Source organism: Lactococcus sp. AK05 (assembly GCF_041026685.1).
GTDB classification, from domain to species: Bacteria; Bacillota; Bacilli; order Lactobacillales; family Streptococcaceae; genus Lactococcus; species Lactococcus lactis.
This window is the reverse complement of record NZ_JBFTEI010000004.1, coordinates 136,979-159,321: the sequence shown is the minus strand read 5'-3', so window position 1 is coordinate 159,321 and position 22,343 is coordinate 136,979. Positions and strand designations below refer to the sequence as shown.

General features: G+C 35.0%; 21 protein-coding genes. 20 read left to right on the top strand and 1 reads right to left on the bottom strand.

The genetic code is table 11. The features are described 5' to 3' along the window. The first annotated feature begins 13 nt into the window (after positions 1-13). The 16 genes from rseP to AB6B24_RS09370 all read left to right on the top strand — a co-directional run bounded on the left by rseP (position 14) and on the right by AB6B24_RS09370 (position 17,081). A complete protein-coding gene (gene rseP / locus AB6B24_RS09445; protein WP_033900700.1) occupies positions 14-1,300 on the top strand; it encodes an RIP metalloprotease RseP in 1,287 nt (428 codons plus the stop codon). A gap of 69 nt (positions 1,301-1,369) precedes the next feature. Then, positions 1,370-3,220, top strand: coding sequence for a proline--tRNA ligase (locus AB6B24_RS09440; protein ID WP_003130592.1), 1,851 nt, complete (start codon positions 1,370-1,372; stop codon positions 3,218-3,220). A 15-nt stretch (positions 3,221-3,235) separates the two neighbouring features. After that, a complete protein-coding gene (locus tag AB6B24_RS09435) occupies positions 3,236-4,567 on the top strand; it encodes an FAD/NAD(P)-binding oxidoreductase (RefSeq protein ID WP_311805815.1) in 1,332 nt (443 codons plus the stop codon). Positions 4,568-4,572: 5 nt separating this feature from the next. Next, the gene (locus AB6B24_RS09430) at positions 4,573-5,109 is read left to right on the top strand and encodes a hypothetical protein (RefSeq protein ID WP_311805813.1); all 537 of its coding nucleotides are present in this window, start codon (positions 4,573-4,575) and stop codon (positions 5,107-5,109) included. A gap of 169 nt (positions 5,110-5,278) precedes the next feature. Further along, on the top strand, positions 5,279-10,195 hold the full coding sequence (locus AB6B24_RS09425) for a PolC-type DNA polymerase III (RefSeq protein ID WP_311805811.1): 4,917 nt from the start codon (positions 5,279-5,281) through the stop codon (positions 10,193-10,195). Between the two features lie 119 nt (positions 10,196-10,314). Further along, positions 10,315-11,253 carry a competence type IV pilus ATPase ComGA gene (gene comGA, locus AB6B24_RS09420; RefSeq protein ID WP_153242313.1) on the top strand — a complete coding sequence of 313 codons (939 nt, stop codon included), beginning with the start codon at positions 10,315-10,317 and terminating at the stop codon, positions 11,251-11,253. Then, positions 11,147-12,220 (top strand): competence type IV pilus assembly protein ComGB, encoded by a 1,074-nt coding sequence (comGB, locus tag AB6B24_RS09415; protein ID WP_311805837.1) that lies wholly within the window; start codon positions 11,147-11,149, stop codon positions 12,218-12,220. The genes comGA and comGB overlap by 107 nt, the downstream gene beginning before the upstream one ends. Positions 12,221-12,233: 13 nt before the next feature. Then, the gene (gene comGC, locus AB6B24_RS09410) at positions 12,234-12,617 is read left to right on the top strand and encodes a competence type IV pilus major pilin ComGC (protein ID WP_311854394.1); all 384 of its coding nucleotides are present in this window, start codon (positions 12,234-12,236) and stop codon (positions 12,615-12,617) included. Next, the gene (gene comGD, locus AB6B24_RS09405; protein ID WP_311805809.1) at positions 12,577-13,008 is read left to right on the top strand and encodes a competence type IV pilus minor pilin ComGD; all 432 of its coding nucleotides are present in this window, start codon (positions 12,577-12,579) and stop codon (positions 13,006-13,008) included. The genes comGC and comGD overlap by 41 nt, the downstream gene beginning before the upstream one ends. Beyond that, the gene (gene comGE, locus AB6B24_RS09400) at positions 12,980-13,276 is read left to right on the top strand and encodes a competence type IV pilus minor pilin ComGE (RefSeq protein ID WP_311805807.1); all 297 of its coding nucleotides are present in this window, start codon (positions 12,980-12,982) and stop codon (positions 13,274-13,276) included. Before comGD ends, comGE begins: the two co-directional genes overlap by 29 nt. Then, entirely contained in the window at positions 13,239-13,685 is a 447-nt protein-coding gene (comGF, locus tag AB6B24_RS09395) for a competence type IV pilus minor pilin ComGF (protein WP_029344525.1), read from the top strand. The genes comGE and comGF overlap by 38 nt, the downstream gene beginning before the upstream one ends. Before the next feature lie 47 nt (positions 13,686-13,732). After that, positions 13,733-14,008 (top strand): competence protein ComGG, encoded by a 276-nt coding sequence (locus tag AB6B24_RS09390; protein WP_228248668.1) that lies wholly within the window; start codon positions 13,733-13,735, stop codon positions 14,006-14,008. Between the two features lie 80 nt (positions 14,009-14,088). Then, on the top strand, positions 14,089-14,526 hold the full coding sequence (locus tag AB6B24_RS09385) for a zinc-dependent MarR family transcriptional regulator (protein ID WP_010906313.1): 438 nt from the start codon (positions 14,089-14,091) through the stop codon (positions 14,524-14,526). After that, the gene (locus tag AB6B24_RS09380) at positions 14,523-15,365 is read left to right on the top strand and encodes a metal ABC transporter substrate-binding protein (protein ID WP_015427160.1); all 843 of its coding nucleotides are present in this window, start codon (positions 14,523-14,525) and stop codon (positions 15,363-15,365) included. The genes AB6B24_RS09385 and AB6B24_RS09380 overlap by 4 nt, the downstream gene beginning before the upstream one ends. A gap of 176 nt (positions 15,366-15,541) precedes the next feature. After that, positions 15,542-16,279, top strand: coding sequence for a metal ABC transporter ATP-binding protein (locus tag AB6B24_RS09375; protein ID WP_153242310.1), 738 nt, complete (start codon positions 15,542-15,544; stop codon positions 16,277-16,279). Further along, positions 16,272-17,081, top strand: coding sequence for a metal ABC transporter permease (locus AB6B24_RS09370; protein ID WP_311805801.1), 810 nt, complete (start codon positions 16,272-16,274; stop codon positions 17,079-17,081). The genes AB6B24_RS09375 and AB6B24_RS09370 overlap by 8 nt, the downstream gene beginning before the upstream one ends. Before the next feature lie 37 nt (positions 17,082-17,118). Here AB6B24_RS09370 and AB6B24_RS09365 read toward each other — a convergent pair whose 3' ends face one another. Further along, positions 17,119-17,985 (bottom strand): RluA family pseudouridine synthase, encoded by an 867-nt coding sequence (locus AB6B24_RS09365; RefSeq protein ID WP_311805799.1) that lies wholly within the window; start codon positions 17,983-17,985, stop codon positions 17,119-17,121. 204 nt (positions 17,986-18,189) lie between these two features. Here AB6B24_RS09365 and AB6B24_RS09360 point away from each other — a divergent pair, with 204 nt between their 5' ends. The 4 genes from AB6B24_RS09360 (at position 18,190) to AB6B24_RS09345 (ending at position 22,304) form a co-directional block, all read left to right on the top strand. Next, the gene (locus AB6B24_RS09360; protein WP_311805797.1) at positions 18,190-18,567 is read left to right on the top strand and encodes a pyridoxamine 5'-phosphate oxidase family protein; all 378 of its coding nucleotides are present in this window, start codon (positions 18,190-18,192) and stop codon (positions 18,565-18,567) included. Between the two features lie 113 nt (positions 18,568-18,680). Next, on the top strand, positions 18,681-19,112 hold the full coding sequence (locus AB6B24_RS09355; protein ID WP_010906308.1) for a DUF3290 domain-containing protein: 432 nt from the start codon (positions 18,681-18,683) through the stop codon (positions 19,110-19,112). Between the two features lie 16 nt (positions 19,113-19,128). Further along, complete coding sequence (locus AB6B24_RS09350) at positions 19,129-19,764, top strand: DUF421 domain-containing protein (RefSeq protein ID WP_012898614.1); 636 nt, start codon at positions 19,129-19,131, stop codon at positions 19,762-19,764. A gap of 308 nt (positions 19,765-20,072) precedes the next feature. After that, positions 20,073-22,304 carry a PBP1A family penicillin-binding protein gene (locus AB6B24_RS09345; protein WP_095586601.1) on the top strand — a complete coding sequence of 744 codons (2,232 nt, stop codon included), beginning with the start codon at positions 20,073-20,075 and terminating at the stop codon, positions 22,302-22,304. The last annotated feature ends 39 nt before the right edge of the window (positions 22,305-22,343 follow it).

Genomic DNA, 22,343 nt, shown 5'->3' with positions numbered 1-22,343 from the left:
AGGAGGAAGTCGATTGATAGAAACACTGATTACTTTTATTATTATCTTTGGTATTATTGTCGCTATCCATGAATATGGCCATCTTTGGTGGGCAAAACGTTCAGGAATCTTAGTGCGTGAATATGCCGTTGGAATGGGCCCGAAAATTTTTGCTCACCAAGCAAAAGATGGGACACTTTACACGATAAGAATTCTTCCACTCGGTGGCTATGTTCGTTTGGCTGGTTGGGGTGATGACAAGACTGAAATCAAAAAAGGACAAGCTGCAAGTCTTGTTGTCAGTAAATCTGAAGTAGTAAATCCAGAAGCTGAAAATTCTGTCAGTAATATCGTCAGAAGAATTAATCTGTCAGAACATGTTGAATTAGAAGAAGCAATTCCAATGTTGATTACTGAATATGATTTTGAAAAAGAACTTTTCATTGAAGGAGAAGTTTTTGGGGAAATCAAACGTTATTCTGTTGATCATGATGCAACAATCATTGAAGAAGATGGAACAGAAGTTCGGATTGCACCACTCGATGTTCAATATCAATCAGCCGGTGTCTTTCATAAAATGTTGACAAACTTCGGTGGTCCTTTGAATAACTTTATTTTAGGAATCATCGCTTTTATCGTTCTAACCTTTGTGCAAGGAGGCGTTCCTTCAACTACTAATGCTATTGGCCAAGTTGAAAAAGGAACACCCGCTTACAATGCAGGCTTAAAAGCTGGTGATAAAATTGAAGCAGTCAATGGAACTAAAACGGCAGATTGGAACAATGTTGTTACTGAAATTTCAGGTTCTAAAGGAAAAGAATTAAAACTTGAAGTTAGCCGTTCAGGCAAATCGGAAACCTTATCAGTTACACCTAAAAAAATGGACGGAAGTTACCGTGTTGGCATTATGCAATCAATGAAAACAGGTTTCTTTGATAAGATTACAGGTGGCTTTGTTCAAGCAGGCCAATCAGCTACAGCAATCTTTAAAGCTTTAGGAAGTTTGATTGCACGACCGAGTCTTGATAAACTTGGTGGTCCAGTTGCTATATATCAACTCAGTGGCCAAGCCGCGAGAGCAGGTTTGCCGACGATTATTAATCTTTTAGCTATGCTTTCAATTAATTTAGGGATTGTCAATCTTTTCCCTATTCCAGTACTTGATGGTGGAAAAATTGTCCTAAATATTATTGAAGCAATTCGTGGCAAAGCACTCTCACAAGAAAAGGAATCAATCATCACAATGGTAGGAGTTGTCTTCATGCTTGTGCTCTTTGTAGCAGTAACATGGAATGATATTCTCCGAGCCTTTGTAAATTAATATATCTATTCGTCTTCTATTTCAAAAGGAAAGAAGCTGAACCAAACTCATAAAGGAAATTTTAAAATTATGAAACAATCAAAAATGCTTATACCAACCCTTCGGGAAATGCCTTCTGATGCCCAGGTTATCAGCCATGCTTTACTTATGCGCGCAGGATATGTTCGTCAAGTTTCAGCTGGAATTTATGCTTACTTGCCATTAGCAAACCGCGTACTTGAAAAGTTGAAAAATATCATGCGTGAAGAGTTTGACGAAATTGGTGCAGTAGAACTTCTTGCCCCAAGTCTTTTGACAGCTGACCTTTGGCGTGAATCTGGCCGTTATGACACATACGGTGAGGATTTATATAAATTAAAAAACCGTGATAATTCTGATTTCATTTTAGGACCAACACATGAAGAAACAATGACTTCTCTTGTCCGTGATGAAATTACTTCTTATAAAAAATTACCACTTAATGTTTACCAAATTGCTCCAAAATTCCGTGATGAAAAACGTCCACGTTATGGACTATTGCGCGGTCGTGAGTTCTTGATGAAAGATGGTTATAGCTACCATGCTGACCAAGATTCATTGGACGAGACATATAATGATTACAAAAAAGCCTACGAAAAAATCTTTGAACGTGCTGGCTTAAACTTTAAACCAATTATTGCCGATGCTGGTGCAATGGGTGGTAAAGATAGCCAAGAATTTATTGCTATTACAGATGATAGAATCAATCTTGAAAAATGGCTCGTTTTGAGTAAGAATATTACATCAATCGAAGAAATTCCAGAATCTGTCCTTTCAGAAATCAAAGAAGAACTTGGCAAATGGTTGATTGCCGGTGAAGATACAATTGTCTACGCTGAAGGTGGTGATTATGCGGCAAATATTGAAATGGCCAGCAGTCAATTTGAACCAAATGTAGCTTATACTGAAGAACTTGAACTTGAAAAAGTAGCGACACCAGGTGCTAAAACAATTGATGAAGTTTCAAAATTCCTTGAAATTGATGAAGAACAAACAGTTAAAACATTGGTTTATCACGCAGATGATGAATTAGTGGTTATTTTGTTAAATGGTAATGACCAACTCAACGAAGTCAAATTGACCAATTATCTTGGAGCATCATTTATTGAAGCTGCCAGTGAAGCAGAAGTTGAAGAAAAATTTGGAGCTCATTTTGGTTCACTTGGACCAATCGGGCTTGAAAATGTCAAGATTATTGCTGACCGCAAAGTTGAACAAATTAAAAATGCTGTGGTTGGAGCTAACGTTGATGGTTTCCATTATAAAAATGCTAACTTTGGCCGTGATTATGAAGTTGAAGAGTTTGTTGATTTACGTACAGTTAATGAAGGTGAAATTTCACCAGATGGCCGTGGAACTTTGAAATTTGCGCGTGGTATCGAAATTGGACATATCTTTAAATTAGGAACTCGCTATACAGAAGCGATGAATGCCAATATTCTTGATGCGAATGGTCGTTCAATTCCAATGCTCATGGGTTGTTACGGAATCGGTGTAAGTCGTTTGCTTTCAGCTATTTTGGAACAATTTGCTCGTATCTATGTTGAAAAAACGCCAAGAGAAGAATTTAAATTTAGTTGGTCAATTAATTTCCCTAAAGAATTAGCACCATTTGATATTCATCTTGTTCCAGTTAATGTTAAAGATGAAGCAGCAATGGAATTGACTTCTGAACTTGAAGAAAAATTGCGTGGCAAAGGTTATCAGGTCTTAGTAGATGACCGTAATGAACGTGCAGGTGTTAAATTTGCTGACAGCGATTTGATTGGTTTGCCAGTTCGTGTGACAATCGGTAAAAAAGCTGCTGAGGGTGTTGTTGAAGTTAAAATTCGTGCGACAGGTGAAGTTGTTGAAATTAATAAAGATGAACTTGTCAATACCATTGAAATTTTAAGTAAATAATAAAAGAGATTTACTATGAAAATTGTTATTGTTGGAAGCTCCCACGCCGGAATTTGTGCCGGATTACGGGCGCTTGAAGAATACCCAGAAGCCGAAATTACGCTTTATGATAAGCGTAATCAGGTTTCTTTTGTTTCTCAAGGAATTATTTCTTATCTGGCGGGTCAAAAATCTGTCCTTAATCAATCTAGTTATTCTTCGGTAGAAGAACTAAAAGCTGCTGGTTTAAACATGCAACTGGAAACGGTGGTTGAAGAGATTGATACCAACAATAAACGGCTATTTTATCGGAGAGTCAATTCCAAAAAGACGGAACTCGCTCTCTATGATAAATTGATTTTTGCTACGGGTTCTTATCCGGCAATGACCTCTGTTCCTTTTGATAAAAAAAGCAAACTTTACTTTTTAAAAAGTATGGATGATGCAATAAAAACAGATGAATTTCTGAAAACAGCCAAAAATATTGCAGTAATTGGTGGTGGAATGACCGGAGTTGAAGTTGCTCGGATTGCCCAAGAAAGAGGAATTCAGACAACACTCATTCATCGCAATAAAAATCTTTTAAACGATTATCTTGATGAACCAGCAAGTCATTTATTAGAAAGTTGGATGAATGCAGAGGGAATGCGTCTTCTATTAAATACAGAAGTGACAGAAATTGGGTTTGGCGAAGAAAATACAATCATTCAAACAGCAAATGGTCAAAAAATTCCTGTTGATGGAGTAATCTTTACGATTGGTTTTCGGCCGAATTCTTATCTTCTGAATCAACAAGTTGAGTTAGGAGATAGCGGAGCGGTTATTGTTGATGAATACATGCAAACCTCTTGTCCAGATGTTTTTGCTGTCGGAGATGTTTCAACGACTTATGTTAATTTGTTGGAAAAAAGCTATTATCTGCCACATGCTTCGGATGCTGTTCGCGATGGTGAAATTGCGGCAATTAATTTACTTGCTCCTCGTCAAAAAATTAATAGTAGTCAGGGAACTTATCATGTTCCAATGAATAATTTAGTAATGGCTATGACTGGAATTACAATGAGACAAGCAGTTGATGCTGGTTATGATGCAGATGCGGTTCATTTACTAAATGAACACTTAGACGGACATTCACCAAGTAATATTTGGATGATTTATGAAAGACGCACTCATCAAATTCTTGGTTTACAATGTATTGGAAAAACGAGCGATATGGCAGAGTACGTCAATATTTTCTCACTTGCGATTCAACAAGAATTAAAAATTGAGGATATTGAGTTCACAGACTTTTATTTTGAACATGGCTACAAAGACCCTCGTGGTCTCAATCGCATATTAGCTCGACTAGTAAGGGAGAATGAAAGGTAGATTGTGTGGAAACGACTAATAAAGAGATAGTTTATTGTCAGAAAGTGCTTCACTTGCTTGAGGATTTGCAGAAAGTTCAACAAAGCATTGAATTTTTTGCTGAACACTCTGATAAGCAAAAAATTCATACTCATCAAACTCTATCATTGATTTTAAAATTAGTAGTTCTTCTTATTATTTTAGGAGTAGGAATATTTTTAAAGTTGTCATTAGTTCTTTTGTTGGTGATTTCAGTTGTCTATTTATTCATTTTTTGTCTTTTGTTCAGATATGATTCCAAAAAATTTAAAGAAAAATTAGCTTTAGAGGGTAAAAGTTCTCTAAAAATGAAATCTTTAAATGCTGATTTGAACAAACTTAAAGAAGATGAAGAAAAAATTCAGACAGAATTAAATCATTTTCGACGAATTCCCACACAATTTAAAACAATAGAAGCTGTCAGTCATATGATTCGCTATATGAAACGTGGCGAAGCACAGACAGTAGAAGAAGCACTCTATTTTTGGGAAATGGATGAAGAAAATCGCTCAACTGGGAAATAGTTACTGACAGCTCTGTCAGTAACTATTAATTTTAAAATAAAATAACTGACAGTTTTGTCAGTTATTTTATTCTTAAAAAAGTATGAAAAGCAACATTTTTTTATGCTATAATGAGAAATGAAATTCTATTTGCTAAGGATAGAAAAAATAAGATAAAGGGTCAAAAAACATGGAAAATCTGTTTGAAAAATTGATGGAACAAATCAAAATGCCACCAAATTTGCGTCGTTCTAGCCAATTTGAGCATGCTGATATTGAAAATGTTGAAGTGCACACGGCAAGTAAGCTCTGGCACTTTCAGTTAATTTTTGATGAGATTTTACCAATTGATACATATAAATTACTGACAGAACTGACAGAAACTGCTTTTTCGACAATTGCTCGTACAGAAATTTCTGTCAGCAGTCGAAATCAAAATATTGATGAGCAAAATCTGAATGATTATTATCAATATGCACTTACACTTCCAGAATTATGCGATTCTGCTTTTTCAAGTATTTTTAAGAAATATCATCTTGAAAAGGAAGAAGAAAAAATTCACTTAATGGTGGAAGATAATCCGCAAATGGACTTTTTTGTGGAAAAATATTTTCCAATTCTAGAGGAAAAATTTAAGTATTTCGGTTTTGGAGAATTAAGAATAACCCCTCTAGTTGATCAGGAGCTGACAGAAACGCAAGCAGCTGCACACGCTGAAAAAGTTGCGGCTCGCTTGGCGGCTCAAACTGCAGAACAAGCCCAAATTTCTGAAATCAAAAAACAACGTTCAGAAGAACGGGAAAGCAAAAATACCAGAGAATCAAAACCAGAATTTGTGGAAACAGCTCTTTCTGACGGCATTTTCTTTGGCCGAAAAATCAGCGGACAAAGTCCAATTACCAGCATGTCTTTTATTGCTGGAGAAGGTTTTGGCGTTATTTTTGAGGGACTTGTTTTTGAAGCCGCACACCGTGAGTTTACGGGAAAAGAATCAGGCAAAGTCAACCATATTTTAGAATTAAAAATGGCTGATGAAACTTCAACTTTTATGATTTCAAAATGGGGTCGTAAGGATGAAGAAATTGCCCAATTTGACCAAATTGTCAGTACTGTCAAAGCTATGAATGAAAAAATTATAGCTGACCGTACTGATGGAGAAGATAATTTTACTGACAGCTTATCTGATGCTCTTTGGTTGCGTGTACAAGGAAATATTGAACACGACAAATACAAAGATGATTTGGTGATGACCGCTAATGCGGTTGTGGAAATTAAACCTAAACCAACCATTGACCGTGTTGCTCTTCAAATCAAAGCTGTAAAATCAGATAAAATTCAATTAGGTCGCGAAATCAAAAATAATGAACCCGTCACTCCGATGCGTTCTGTCAGTGAATTTTCGACTAACGGACCGGTTGTTTTTGAAGGATATGTCTTTAAAGGCGAACTCCGTGAAATTAAATCACGTAAAACAGGGAATATTAGTTACCTTCTTGAATTTGAGATGACTGATTATACTTCAAGTTTTTATGTTCAGAAATGGCTACGTGGCGAAGAAGAAATTCAGCTAGCCAAACAAATTAAAGCGGGACTATGGTGTCGAGTCCGCGGGAATGTTCAACGAGATAATTTCAAAAATGATTTAGTCCTACAATTGACCGATTTGATTGAAATTCCGACACAAAATGTTCGTGAAGACAAATCAGATGAAAAACGTGTTGAATTTCACGCGCATACTAATATGAGTCAAATGGATGCCATTCCTTCTGCTTCTAGTTTGGTTGCTCAGGCTGCTAAATGGGGACATAAAGCTATTGCAATTACTGACCATGGTGGTTTGCAATCTTTCCCTGAGGCTCACTCGGCTGGAAAGAAGAATGGCATCAAGATTATCTATGGCGTCGAAGCCAATCTTGTTGAAGATAAAATTCCGATTGTTTACAATGAAACTGACGTTGATATGTATGAATCAACTTATGTTGTATTCGACGTAGAAACAACAGGACTTTCGGCAGTTCATAATGATTTGATTCAGATTGCGGCAACAAAAATGCACAAAGGAAATCCAATTGATGAATTTGATGAATTTATCAATCCAGGATATCGTTTGAGCGAATTTACAACAGAATTAACTGGAATTACAGATGACCATGTCAAAAATGCCAAACCATTATATGAAGTTCTAACAAAATTCCAAAAGTTTTGTGAAGGAACAATTCTTGTTGCCCACAATGCAACATTTGACGTGGGCTTCATGAATATGAATTATTCACGAAATGGTCTGCCGATTATCACGCAACCAGTGGTTGATACTCTTGAATTTGCCCGTAATCTCTACCCAGAAATGAAACGTTTTGGTTTGGGTCAATTGACTAAGAAGTTCCAAATCGGACTTGAACATCACCATATGGCCAACTTTGATGCGGAAGCAACCGGACGTTTGCTCTTTGTATTTTTGGAAGAATTACGTACTAGAAATACAGGATGGACAAGTCTTTTAGAACTTAATGACAAATTGGTCAGTGAAGATTCTTATAAAAAAGTTCGTCCAAAACACGTGACTTTATATGCCAAGACACAAGAAGGTTTAAAAAATCTCTTTAAAATTGTTAGTTTTGGGAATGTTAAATATTATGCTGGTCTTCCTCGGGTTCCACGTTCGGTTTTAGAAGCCAACCGCGAAGGATTGTTGGTCGGTTCGGCCTGCGAAATTGGTGAAGTTTTTGATGCAGCAATCAATAAAACATTTGAAGAAACGCTTGAAATCGCCAAGTTTTATGATTTTATCGAAGTATTTCCACCAGCTCTTTATCGTTCACTTGTTGTTGGTGGTTCTTTCAAATCAGAAAAAGAATTGGAACAAACGCTTAAAGATTTGATAAAAATTGGTAAGACTTTAGGCAAGCCAGTTCTGGCCACAGGTAATTTACATTATTTGAACCCAGAAGATGCTATTTATCGAGAAATTATTGTTCGCTCACTTGGTCTTGGAGCTGAAATTAACTGGACTCAAGGACATGGGGAACATGCCAAACCTCTTCCATTACCCGAAGCTCATTTTAGAACAACTGATGAAATGCTTGAAGCCTTTAGTTTTCTTGATGAGAAGACCGCGCGTGAAATTGTCATTGACAATACGCAAAAGATGGCGGATGAATTTGATGTTTTGACTCCAGTTCGGGATGATTTATATACACCTAAGATGGTTTTTGATGGAGGAGAAACCTCCGAAGAACGGATTGTTCGCTTAACTTATGAAAAAGCACATGAGTGGTATGGAAATCCATTACCAGATATTATTGACGCACGACTTGAAAAAGAACTTCGATCGATTTTAGGAAATGGTTTCTCAGTTGTTTATATTATTTCACAAGAACTTGTAAAACGTTCTAATGACCGAGGCTATATCGTTGGTTCACGGGGTTCTGTTGGTTCATCACTTGTTGCGACAATGATTGGGATTACCGAAGTAAATCCCTTGGCTCCACATTATCGTTGCCCAGAATGTCAATATTTTGAATGCTATGATGATGGATCTTTCGGTTCTGGTTATGACATGCCAGATAAAAATTGCCCTAAATGTGATCATAAACTCATCAAAGATGGGCATGATATTCCTTTTGAAACTTTCTTAGGTTTCAAGGGAGACAAAGTTCCCGATATCGATTTGAACTTCTCTGGGGATGATCAACCCCTTGCTCACTTGGACGTTCGAGATATCTTTGGTGAAGATTATGCCTTTCGAGCAGGAACAATTGGTACGGTTGCTGAAAAAACAGCCTTTGGTTTTGTCAAGGGATATGAACGTGATTATGATCAATTTTATGGAAATGCAGAAATTGACCGCTTAGCTGCTGGCTCAACTGGTGTTAAACGAACAACAGGACAGCACCCAGGTGGGATTATCGTTATTCCAAATTATATGGATGTTTATGATTTTTCTCCTGTTCAATTTCCGGCCGATGATGTTAATGCCGAATGGCAAACGACTCACTTTGACTTCCATGCGATTCATGACAATATCTTAAAACTTGACATCCTTGGACATGATGACCCCACGATGATTCGAAAATTACAAAGTCTCTCTGGTATTGTTCCTCAAGATATTCCAATGGATGACCCAGGAGTGATGAAGCTTTTCACTGGGACAGAATCTTTGGGCTTGACCGAAGAACAGTTAGGGGTAAAATTAGGAACTTTGGGAATCCCTGAAATGGGAACTTTCACCTCAATGAACATGATTGCCGAAGCCAAACCTAAAAACTTCGCAGATTTACTCCAAATTTCTGGGCTTTCACACGGGACGGACGTTTGGTCAGGAAATGCTCAAGATTTAATTCGTTCAGGGATTGCCGACTTATCAAGCGTTATTGGCTGTCGGGATGATATCATGGTTTATCTTATTCATAAGGGGCTAGAAAACGGTCTTGCTTTTACAATTATGGAACGGGTACGTAAGGGAATGTGGAATAAAATTCCCGCCGAAGAACGTGAAAAATATGTAGAAGCTATGCGAGAACATGATGTTCCTGAATGGTATATTGAGTCTTGTTCAAAGATTAAATATATGTTCCCTAAAGCCCATGCGGCAGCCTATATTATGATGGCTTTACGGGTAGCTTATTTCAAAGTTCATCATCCAATATTGTATTATTGTGCATGGTTCTCTATTAGAGCAACTGCCTTTGATATTGGGGTAATGGGAGCAGGTCTTGAAGCAGTCAAAGCCAAAATGAAAGAAATTAAAGATAAAGGTTTTGATGCAACAAATGTTGAAACTAACCTTTATACGACTTTAGAGCTTTGTAATGAAATGTTAGAGCGTGGTTTCACTTTTGGTAAAATTGACCTTTATCGCTCAGAGGCTACTGAGTTTGTTATTGATGGTGATACTTTAATTCCGCCATTTGTAACAATGGACGGATTAGGTGAAAACGTAGCAAAACAAATCGTTGCAGCGCGTGCTGAAGGTGAATTTTTAAGTAAAATGGAACTTCGTAAGCGTGGTGGTGTTTCACAAACAATTATTGAAAACATGACCAATATGGGTGTTCTTGAAGGAATGCCTGATGATAATCAATTAAGTCTATTTGATGATTTCTTTTGATTTTTATAAAATACTCTTATCTTAAATGATGAGAGTATTTTTATTTTTAGAAATAACAAAATGTCGAAAAATTTTCGGCTTTTTTGTTACATTAACTGATTATTTGCGTATAGTCTAGTATGATACCAAAAATGGCAAAAGAATTAATTCAAAAAGCAATTGATAGAGGTGCATCAGATATTTATCTGATTGCTTCAAAAGAAAAGTATAAACTTTATTTTCGACAAATGACAGCACGTGTTCTGGTAGAAGAAATTGGGTTAGAAGTTGGCTTAGCACTACTTACTCACTTTAAGTTTCTGGCTGGGATGAATACAGGAGAACGCAGACGAGTTCAATTGGGAGCTTGTTGGTATGAATTAGAGGAAAGTAATGCAAAACGTTTGCGTCTTTCGACAGTGGGGGATTTTGAGGGTAATGAATCCTTAGTAATACGTCTCTTGCATGATCAAAACAAAAAACTTGATTTTTGGTTTGATGAAGAGCTAGAGAATTATGATTGTAAAAGAGGATTGCATCTCTTTGCCGGTCCAGTAGGCTCGGGCAAAACATCTTTAATGTTTGATTTAGCTCGTCGTCATTTTACAGATTTACAAGTTATCACTATTGAAGAACCCGTTGAGTTGATTGATTCCGATTTTATTCAGTTACAAGTCAACGAAGTCATTGGTAATAGTTATGATGAATTAATTAAATTATCACTGAGGCATCGCCCAGATTTGTTAATCGTTGGTGAAATTCGTGATAAATTGACCGCTCAAGCAGTTTTACGGGCTAGTTTGACAGGTTATACAGTGTTTTCAACCGTTCATGCCGCTTCTGTTAGAGGTGTCATTCAGAGATTATCAGAGCTGGGTTTAAGTCATTGGGAAATAAAAAATGCTTTATCAAGTGTTGTTTATCAGCGTTTAATAGCTGGGAAAGGAGTATTAGACATTGCCAAAAACGAATTTGAGTCTTGGTCATCAGAAAATTGGAATAAAAAAATTGATCAGCTACTTACAAATGGATATCTCACACCTACTGAAGCCAAAAGGGAAAAAATTAAGACTGATTAAACAAGCCAAACTTATCCAACTGATGGGAAATCTTTTGAATAGTGGATTTAATTTAGGAGAAGTGATAAATTTCTTATCTTTATCAAAACTTGTGGAAAAAGAATTTACATTGAAAATGAAAGAAGGTCTCGCTTCTGGTCAAGCTTTATCAGAGCTTTTAGAAAGTCTTTCATTTTCTAAAAATGTGGTGACACAACTTGCTTTGGTAGAAGTGCATGGTAACTTGTCAGGGACGATGCAATTAGTTGAACTTCATCTAAAAAAACAGCTTAAAGTTAAAAATAAATTAGTGGAAGTTGCTACTTATCCAATATTGTTATTAATTTTTCTGGTTGGAATTATGTGGGGCTTAAAAAATTATTTACTACCACAACTCAATAGTGGCAGTAACTTTGCTACTCTATTGATTAATCATTTACCCTTAGTATTTTTTTCGTTTGGAGCTTTTATATTTTTACTGACAGCTTTGTCAGTAACTCTTTTTAAACGAAAATCAGCAATAATGAATTTTACATTTCTTGTTAAATTACCTCTGGTTCATTCCTTTATCCGTTTATATTTAACAGCTTATTTTGCAAGAGAATGGGGAAATCTAATTGCTCAAGGTGTTGAACTACGTCAAATTATTAACTTGATGAAAAAACAAAAAAGTCGAATTTTTTCAGAAGTTGGCAAGAATCTTGATTTAGAATTGAATGCTGGTCGGTCTTTTGAACAAGCTGTCAGTGAACTTGCGCTTTTTTTACCCGAACTTTCGTTAATGATTGAATATGGAGCGATGAAAGACAAATTAGGCTTAGAGCTTTCGCTTTATGCGGATGAATGTTGGGAACAATTTTTTACAAAGATAGATCGTTTAATGCAATTAATCCAACCTCTTGTTTTTATTTTCGTAGCATTGATGATTATTTTGCTATATGCAGCCATGTTACTCCCCATCTATTCAAATATGGGTTCGGGAATATAGAAAGGATGAAAAAATGGAAAGAACAAGGAAGTTAATTTTAAAGAAAATACAAAGAATATTTTTATTCGTTAAAATTTGTGAAAAAAAATGCCGTCAGAAAGAGCTAAGAGCTTTTACTTTGATAGAGATGTTAATTGTACTAGCTATTATTAGTATTTTGATATTACTATTTGTTCCAAATTTAATTAAAGAAAAATCACAAGTTCAAAAAACTGGAGAAGCGGCAGTTGTAAAAGTAGTAGAAAGTCAAGCCCAACTTTATGAATTAGATCATGATGATGAGAAGCCGACTCTGTCAGAATTGCTCAGCGCTGGGATGATTACTCAAAAACAAATTTCTGCTTACGATAATTACTATGATCAGAATAAAAATGAAGAACGAAATTTTAATGACTAGAGCATTTACTTTACTAGAGTCTCTTCTAGTTTTGTTGATTATTTCTTTTATCACAACTCTTTTTTCTTTAGAAATAATACAAACAGTCCATCTTTTTAAGGGAGAATTGTTTGTTCTCCAGTTTGAAAATTTCTATAAAAGGAGTCAAGAAGATGCTGCACTGCTTCAAAAATCTGAAAGTTTAGTTGCTAAAAATAAAGAATTAATCTGTGAAGATAGAAGTATCACAATTCCAAAGGAGGTAGCAGTTAAAGATTTTACGGTTAAATTTGATGATAAGGGAGAGAATTCTAGCTTACAAAAACTCACAATTTCTTTACCTTACGAAAAAAAGTTCATCACTTATCAATTGGAGATAGGCAGTGGAAAATATAAAAAGAAAATCAGTTAAGGCATATTTGCTTTTGGAAAGTTTAATTAGTATAGCTCTACTCGCTTTTCTAGTCAGCTTTATCGTAAGTTCTCTTGTGCATGTAAGACAAAAAGATACGGAAGAAAATCAAAAGATTGAAGCTTTAAACGTGGCACAGATGGCGATTGAAAGTCACTTAACAGAATTATCAATCAACGGTTCCGATATAAAGATAAAAGAAAACCAAAATTTACTGATTATTAGTAATCATGGAAAGGAAATTATGCGACTTGAACTTCAAAGTTAAAGCATTTACCTTGTTGGAGTGTCTGGTGGCACTTCTTGCAATTTCTGGTTCAGTCCTTGTTATCTCAGGTTTAACAAAGATGTTGAAAGAACAAGTGGCGATTAGTCAAAGTGATAGCATAAAAGATTGGCAAATTTTCTGTCAGCAAATGCGTTTTGAACTCTCAGGAACAAAATTAGATAGGGTAGAACAGAATTTTCTGTATGTAACTAAAGATAAAAAACTAAGGTTTGGTTTTATGAGTGATGATTTCCGGAAGACTGATGACAAAGGTCAGGGTTATCAGCCAATGCTTTATGATATAAAAGCGGCTAAGATTCAAGCTACTAAAAATTTAATAACCATAAGAATTGATTTTAATCAAGGAGGTGAAAGAACATTTATCTATCAATTTCCAGAAGATACGTAAGAGGAGGAATACTTCTATATACGCTAGTCTTATTATTGATGTTTTCAATGTTTCTTCAGTTCTATTTGCAAAGGCAAATAGATGATGCTCGACAATTAAGAAGTGAAAAGGAGCAGTTAACAGCTGAATTAATGGTGTCAGTAGCTTTAAAGACTGATTTAAAATCTCAAGGTCAAATTCATTTTGATTCAGGAGATTTGTCCTACAATTTACTGACAGATTCGTCAGCCAGTTCAAAAATTACTGACCATTCAAGTGATGAAAAAACTTATCAATTTAGTATCCATCTAAAAGATGGCGCAAACTTTCAAATAAAAAATTAAAAAATAACGTTAACTGGTTGACATTATTTTTTCTTTGCTATATAATTAACCAGTAAACTAATTATGGAGGACGAAATACGATGAGTTTAGCAAATCAAATCGACCAGTTTCTTGGGACAATCATGCAATTTGCAGAAAATAAGCATGAAATATTACTTGGTAAGTGCGAAAGTGATGTGAAACTAACGAGCACACAAGAACATATTTTAATGCTTTTGGCAGAACAAATATCGACAAATGCTAAAATTGCCGAAAAACTAAAGATTTCTCCAGCAGCAGTAACTAAAGCTCTAAAGAAATTACAAGAGCAAGAACTAATTAAATCAAGTCGAGCCACAAATGACGAACGCGTGGTCCTTTGGAGCTTGACTGAAAAAGCGGTTCCGGTTGCTAAGGAGCATGCTACTCATCACGAGAAAACTCTGAGTACTTACCAGGAATTAGGGAACAAATTTACTGACGAAGAACAAGAAGTGATAAGTAAATTCTTATCAGCACTTACGGAGGAATTTCAATGAAAAAGATATTGATGTTACTTGCTATTCCAGCAGTTTTACTCTTGGCAGGTTGTCAAAAATCAGCCAGTAAGCCAGAAGTTGTCACGACTTTTGAGCCAATGTATGAGTTTACGAAGGCAATTGTTGGTGACAAAGTCGATGTCGAAAATATTGTCCCTGCTAATCAGGAAGTTCATGAATTTGAACCAAGTGCAAAGCAAGTTGCGACAATGACAAATGCTGAAGCTATTGTTTACAATTCTAATGACCTTGAAAAATGGGCCAAAAAAGTAAATAATAAAGGGATTAAAATCGAAGCCAGCAAGGATGTTGATAAGATATCTGGTGACCCTCATACTTGGATTAGTCCAAAGCAAGCAATTATTGAAGTTAATACCATTGCCTCTGAGCTTGGGAAAAAATTCCCAGATGATAAAGCAACTTTTGAAAAAAATGCAGCGAGTTATGTTGCTAAATTGAAAAAGCTAGACAGTGAATTTGATACTTTGAAAGATGCTAAACAAAAAACATTTATTACACAACATGAAGCTTTTGCTTATCTAAGTCGTGATTATGGTTTGAAAGAAATTGCGATTGCTGGATTGGATCCAGAAGTAGAACCTTCAGCATCAACGCTAGCTAATTTAAAAGTTGAAATGGAAAAAGCAGGACTAAAAAATGTTTATTTTGAAGGAAATGCTAACAGTAAAATTGCTGAGACCTTAGCCAAATCAGTAGGGGCGAACCTTATTGGTATCAATACTGTTGAAGGATTATCTGACGAGCAGAAAAAAAATGGTGACAATTATCTCACACTGATGCAAGATAATTTGACTGCTTTAAAGAAAACTATCAAGTGAGTTTAAGGAAAAATTAAGATGAAGGATTTATAATGAATTTCTTCCAAAAAATCTTTTCATAAAACTCCTTGAAACTCTCGTTCTCATGAACGGGAGTTTCGTGTTTTTGAAATAAAAATAGATTAGTAAGAAAAACACCGAAATAAGAATTACTATTAGAGATATAAAGAGAAAAAATGAGATATATCAATGTTGAAAACTTGACTTTCTATTATGATAGAGAGCCAGTTTTAGAAAATATCAGCTATCATGTTGATTCTGGTGAATTTGTCACATTAACAGGTGAGAATGGCGCTGCCAAATCAACTCTTATAAAAACAACTTTGGGAATTTTAAAACCTAAAAAAGGTAAAATAAAAATCTCTCTCAAAAATAACCGAGGAGAAAAATTAAGAATTGCTTATCTTCCTCAGCAAGTTGCAAGTTTTAATGCTGGTTTTCCAAGTTCGGTTCATGAATTTGTTATGAGCGGACGCTATCCAAGGCAAGGCTGGTTTAAAAAAATGACAGCTCACGATTCAGAACACGTTAAGGCAGCCCTTGACTCAGTAGGAATGTGGGACTACAGAAATAAGCGGATTGGTGAACTTTCTGGAGGGCAAAAGCAAAGAATTGCTATTGCAAGAATGTTTGCTAGTGATCCTGATTTATTTATTCTTGATGAGCCAACAACAGGAATGGATGATGTATCAAGTAGCGATTTTTATGAATTGATGCACCATGCGGCTCATAAACATGGGAAATCTGTTTTAATGGTCACTCATGATCCAGAAGAAGTGAAAGATTATGCTGACCGAAATATTCATTTATTGAAAGATAAAAATGGGAAATTTGCTTGCTTTGATTTGCATACAGACCGAGATAGAGTAGCTCAAGAAAACCAACAAGAATTAAAGGAGGAAGCTGATGTTTGAATTATTTCAGTATGATTTTATGCGAAACGCTCTTTTAGCAGCAACCGCTATTTCAATATTTTCTCCCTTGCTTGGTGTATTTCTTGTACTACGTAGACAGAGTTTAATGTCAGATACATTATCACATGTATCATTAGCCGGTGTCGCTTTTGGGGTTCTCTTAAGTTGGAATCCAACGATTACAACTTTAATTACAGTTGTAATTGCGGCTGTTTTTCTAGAGTATTTAAGAACAATTTATCATAACTATATGGAAATTGCGACGGCCATTTTGATGTCAGCAGGGCTTGCTATTGCCCTTTTGATTTTGAATTCCTCAAAAGGAGCAACAAGTGTTAGTTTGGAGCAATATTTATTTGGCTCAATTATCACAATTTCCTTATCGCAAGTGATTATGCTTTTTGTTTTAGCAACAGTTGTTTTGCTTGGATTTATTCTCTTTTTACGTCCGCTTTACGTGATGACTTTTGATGAAGATACAGCTTTTGTTGATGGACTTCCTGTTCGATGGATTTCGATTGCATTTAATATTGTCACGGGGGTTGCTATTGCCCTGATGATTCCTGCAGCGGGGGCTTTACTTGTTTCGGCAATTATGGTTTTACCTGCTTCAATTGCGATGCGTCTAGGCAAATCTTTTAAAGCTGTGTTGTTTATCTCGGTTATTGTAAGTTTTATTGGTTTAAATGCTGGCTTGATTGCCTCTTACTATATGGATGCTCCAGCATCTGCCGCAATTACTTTAATTTTCATCGTCCTTTTCTTGGTAACTTCAAGTTTGAAACGATTGATTCGAGCCTAAGAAATAAATAAAAAGAAGTGGTAAAAATCACTTCTTTTTATTTTGTTTTATTTAAAATGTCAAGGAAGCTAGTACTAATTGCTGAAATTTCTAAAATTTTATTTTCAAACGGATGGGGAATAATAATTTTATCAGCATGAAGCATCATTCTCTCCTGTGATTTTTTACCATACAAAGCATCACCAAAGATAGGATGATTTAATGAAGATAAATGGACACGTATTTGGTGAGTTCTTCCAGTATCTAAGGTACATTTAACAAGAGTTTTGTCAGTAAATTTTTTGATAATCTCAACATGAGTCACTGCTTTTTGACCCTTTGCGGTAAGGATTCGTTTATTTTTATCATGGCGATTTTGACCAATGGCCCGATCAATGGTAAATTGATTTTCTGGGAAATGACCTTTGACTAGTGCCAAGTATTCACGATGAATTTTATTTTCTTCAAACATTTTACCAAGAATAGGGAGAACAAATTGATTTTTTGCAAATAAAACAGTACCAGATGTTGCTTGGTCCAGGCGATGGACAACAAAAACTTCTTGATTGATTGCCGCTGCAACATGATTTTGTAAGGCTAATTCATCAGCCGTATTTCCGTGGGTCTTCATTCCTTCAGGTTTATTAACAACAGTCAAATGTTCGTCTTCATAAAGGATATCAGCTAAATTTGCTGAACCGAATTTTAGAGATAAATTAGAGAAATCCTCATTATCAAAAATAAGAGTGATTTTATCTCCAGCATGGACGAGCTGATTTTCGTTAATAAGCTTGTTATTGACTAAGCAATGTTTTTTCATTCTTAGAAAGTGTCTTTGTTTACGAGGAATGAACCAAGTTTTTTCGAGTAAATCAGAGACAGACTGTTCTATAAAATTTTCGGGTAAAATGAAGTTATATTCCATATTCACATTATACTATAAGTTTTTATTTGGCCCAAAAATATAAGAAACTGAAAAGGTGACAGCATCGGGATTATCAAGAGAATTACTTTTCAATTAACTCTAGGTTTGTTATAATCAAAGTATCTTCTTAAAAATACGTAATAAAGATAACTCAAAATGTAAAAAATAATAAATATTATGAGTGAATTATAGAAAGAGAAAGAAATGTTAACAAAAAAATTTAAAGAAACATTAAAATATGAAGGTTCAGTTTCCCTCACTTCATGGGGAACAGAGAAAAGTCCTCATGTTACAGGAACATGGATTTCTTATTTACAGCTTACCAGTGATGAACGAATATTGGCACCAGCAGCAGGGATGCATTATTTAGAAGAAGATATTAAAGTGAATGATACAATTTATCTGATGCTTGGGGTTAGAGAAGTCGAAGGTAAAAATGGCTATCAAGGGATTGGCTTTAGGGTGAGTGCTAAAGCAAAACTTATTTCAAATGGTCCAGAATTTGAAATGATGAAAGAAAAGTATCCATTTTTGCGAGCAGTTCTTGAACTTACTCCGGTGGAAGTAGAACAACTATTATAAAGATAATATTTCATCTTAGAAGGTTTATTTATAAAATTAAATGAGGTTTGAATAATTATAAAATGATTTATTAATCATTTTTTTAATATAATAGTTATTAAGGGGTGAAAAATATGAAATTTTATGATATTGAATTTTTAAAATCGCAAGCTGGACTTAGTGATTATCTTCGATATATCTTTATTTTTGGGAGTCTTGTAGTTCTTGTTATTGTATTTGCTATATATATTAAGCATAGAATTAAAACGAAATATAGAGATCTTAGTATTATTTTATTATTATTTATTATTTTAGAGATTGGTATACAATATTCAAATTATCAAATTAATCAATCTAAGCATACTCAATCTTCACAGATGGTTGGATTTATTGAAAGAGTCGCTAAAAACGAAAGAACGAATAAAAATAATATTTTTGTTAATTCCACGCAATTAGCTGATGGTGTGATTGTAAAGATAAAAGGTGATTATTATAAAGTTAACCTTAGTGCTGATCAACAGTCATACACCCTTACTAAAAGTTACTTGATTAATCCCGAAAAATAAAAAATTAGGAGATAAAATGCAATTATACAGCCCAATAATACTAAAATTTGCTTTAGGTATTATTTGTTTAATTATTCAAATAAATTTAATGGGGAAAGGTAATCTTGCCCCCTCATCAGCAATGGATCAAGTTCAAAATTATGTTTTAGGAGGAATTATTGGTGGAGTCATCTATAATGATTCTATTACGGTTTTACAATTTGTCTTGGTTCTAATCATATGGACACTGTTAGTATTAATTTTAAAATTTGCAAAGGAGCACAATCGCTATGTAAAATTAATCGTTGATGGTAAACCATTGACTCTGATTCAAGATGGAAAAGTGAGAGTAAATGAATGTCTCAGAAATGGAATCTCTGCTAATGAATTAATGTTTAAATTACGTTCCAATGGTATCTATGAGATACATAATGTTAAAAGAGCTATTTTAGAACAAAATGGTCAATTGACATTGATTGAATTTGGTGGTGAAAATATTAAATATCCAATTATTGTTGATGGACAAGCTAATTTTGATGTTCTCGAATTAATTGATAAAGATGAAAATTGGCTTGAACAACAAATTAATCTGCAAGGATATAACCAAATTAAGGAAATATATTTAGGAGAATACTTATCAGGTGAACTTAAACTTTACGGATATACAAAATAATATTAGAAAGCGAATACTCTTGTTTTAATTTAGAGTTAGTTAGCTAAATTATAAATAGAATTTTGGAGCTAGAAGTGAAACAATTGAAAAATCTAGAGAAACCTTTATAATAAAACATAAATCCCTTTCGTTTTACAAACTTACATTGTAAGCCAAAGGGATTTTTGGTAAAATAATCAGAACTGAAAAAATGAAATCTAAAGACCTTACAAAGATGTAAGGCAAAAAAAGCAGAAAAGTATTAAAATAAGGTATTACTGTATTCATTTGAGTAAGTAAAGAAATAAAAAGCATCTGAGGAACGATATATGTCTGAAAATAATAATTTCAGTCGGCGTAATAAAAAGGAACCTAAAAAAAATAGTTTAAAAATTCCTAATTTACGCCCTAAAAAACAAAAAAAGCTTGAAGAAGAAATAGAAAAACCGGCTAAAACGAAGTTCGGTAAATTCATGAAACCAATTAAACGGTTCTGGAAACGTTATAATCTGACAAAAATCACAATTATTTTTGTCTTAGTAGCCATTGTTTCGACAGGATCATATCTTTTTTACTTAGCTAAAACAGCTAATGTTAAAGTACTGCAAAGTTCTATTTCGGCACAAACAGTCATTTATGACAAAGATAATAACGAAGCTGGAAATCTTTATGGTCAAAAAGGAACACCGGTCAAAATTGACCAAATTTCCAAAAATATTACAAATGCTGTTGTAGCAACAGAAGATAGAACTTTCTATAAAAATCATGGTGTCAATTTGAAACGTTTTGCTCTAGCAGCCGTTACTCTTGGGCGTTTTGGTGGTGGTTCAACAATCACTCAACAATTGGCCAAAAATGCTTATTTGACTCAAGAACAAACGATTGACCGTAAAGCACGTGAGTTTTTCTTGGCACTTGAAATCAATAAACATTATAGTAAAGATGAGATTCTTGATATGTATCTGAATAATTCTTACTTTGGTAATGGTGTTTGGGGAATTCAGGATGCAGCTTTGAAATACTTTGGTGTTCCAGCAAGCGAGGTAACTGTTGATGAAGCAGCCAGTCTTGCGGGAATGTTAAAAGGGCCAGAAATTTATAATCCTCTTTACGAAAAAGGAAAATATGCGACTGACCGACGTAATACAGTTTTGCAAAATATGGTTAATGCTGGTTATTTGGAGCAGTCACAGGCAGATACTTTTATGAAAGTTGACTTACAAGCTCAATTGCAAGACAATTATCAATCTAAAAGTAGTCAATATAAATATCCAAGCTATTATAATGCTGTAATTTCTGAAGCAGAACGCAAGTATGGTCTGACATTACAAGAAATCATGAATAATGGTTACAAGATATATACGGGTATGGACCAAAATATGCAATCCGGTTTGCAAAAGACTTATTCTGACCCAAGTTTCTTCCCACAAGCATCTGATGGAACTTATGCCCAATCTGCTTCGGTTGCTATTGACCCTAAAACGGGAGCTGTAAATGCTCTTGTCGGAAATGTTAATACAGAAGGTTCAAATAGCTTTACTGATTATAACTATGCTACAATGTCTAAACGTTCTCCTGGTTCAGTTATTAAACCTCTTATTGTTTACGCTCCAGCAATTGAAGCGGGGTGGTCAATTGATAAAACGGTTGATGATTCACCAGCAGATTATAATGGCTGGAAACCAACCGATTTTGATAATCAATGGCGTGGACAAATTCCAATGTATACTGCTTTAGCAAATTCATATAATATTCCAGCTATTAATACATATCAGGCGATTGGACCAAAAGTCGGAAATGCTTTAGGGCGTGAGTTTGGTTTAGATTTAAGTAGTAAAAATGATGTTTTACCGACGGCACTCGGAGCTGGAGTTGAAACGAATCCATGGCAAATTGCTCAGGCTTATCAAGTTTTCGCAAATGGTGGAGTGATGAATGATGCGCATTTGATTACTAAAATTGAAAATGCTGCAGGACAAGTTGTAAAAACAGCAAAGGTAACCAAAAAACGGGTTATTAGTAAAGATACAGCTGACAAAATGACTCAAATGATGCTGGGAACTTATACTAATGGTTCTGCTTGGAAAGCTTCACCTAAGTCTTATACGCTTGCTGGTAAGACGGGAACCAATGAAGACCAAGACCAGTGGGTAGTAGGTTATACACCAGATGTTGTGATGGCACTATGGGTCGGTTATGCGGATGGAAAATATAAACTGACAGGTTCATCAGAAGGACAAACCTCAGTCATTTTCCGTCAGGAAGCTAGTTATATGTTGCCTTATACTAAAGGAACGGCATTTACAGTTGAAAATCCTTATGCCGAAGCGGGTGTTGCCGCACAAGAACCTTATTGGACTCAACAAAGACAATATCAAGATGATATTGTGGACCAAGAACAAGCGGAAGCTCACACGACTGGAAATACACCAGAAAGCTCTAGTTCTAGCTCTTCATCGTCTTCAGATTCTGGTGGTTTGGACCTCGGAAAAGTTGGTAAAGATATTGGAGATGCAGCTAAAAATGCTTGGGATAAAGTTAAAGGGATTTTTGGCAACTAAAACTGAAAAAAGAGGTAGAAATATGGTAGAATTAGAGGT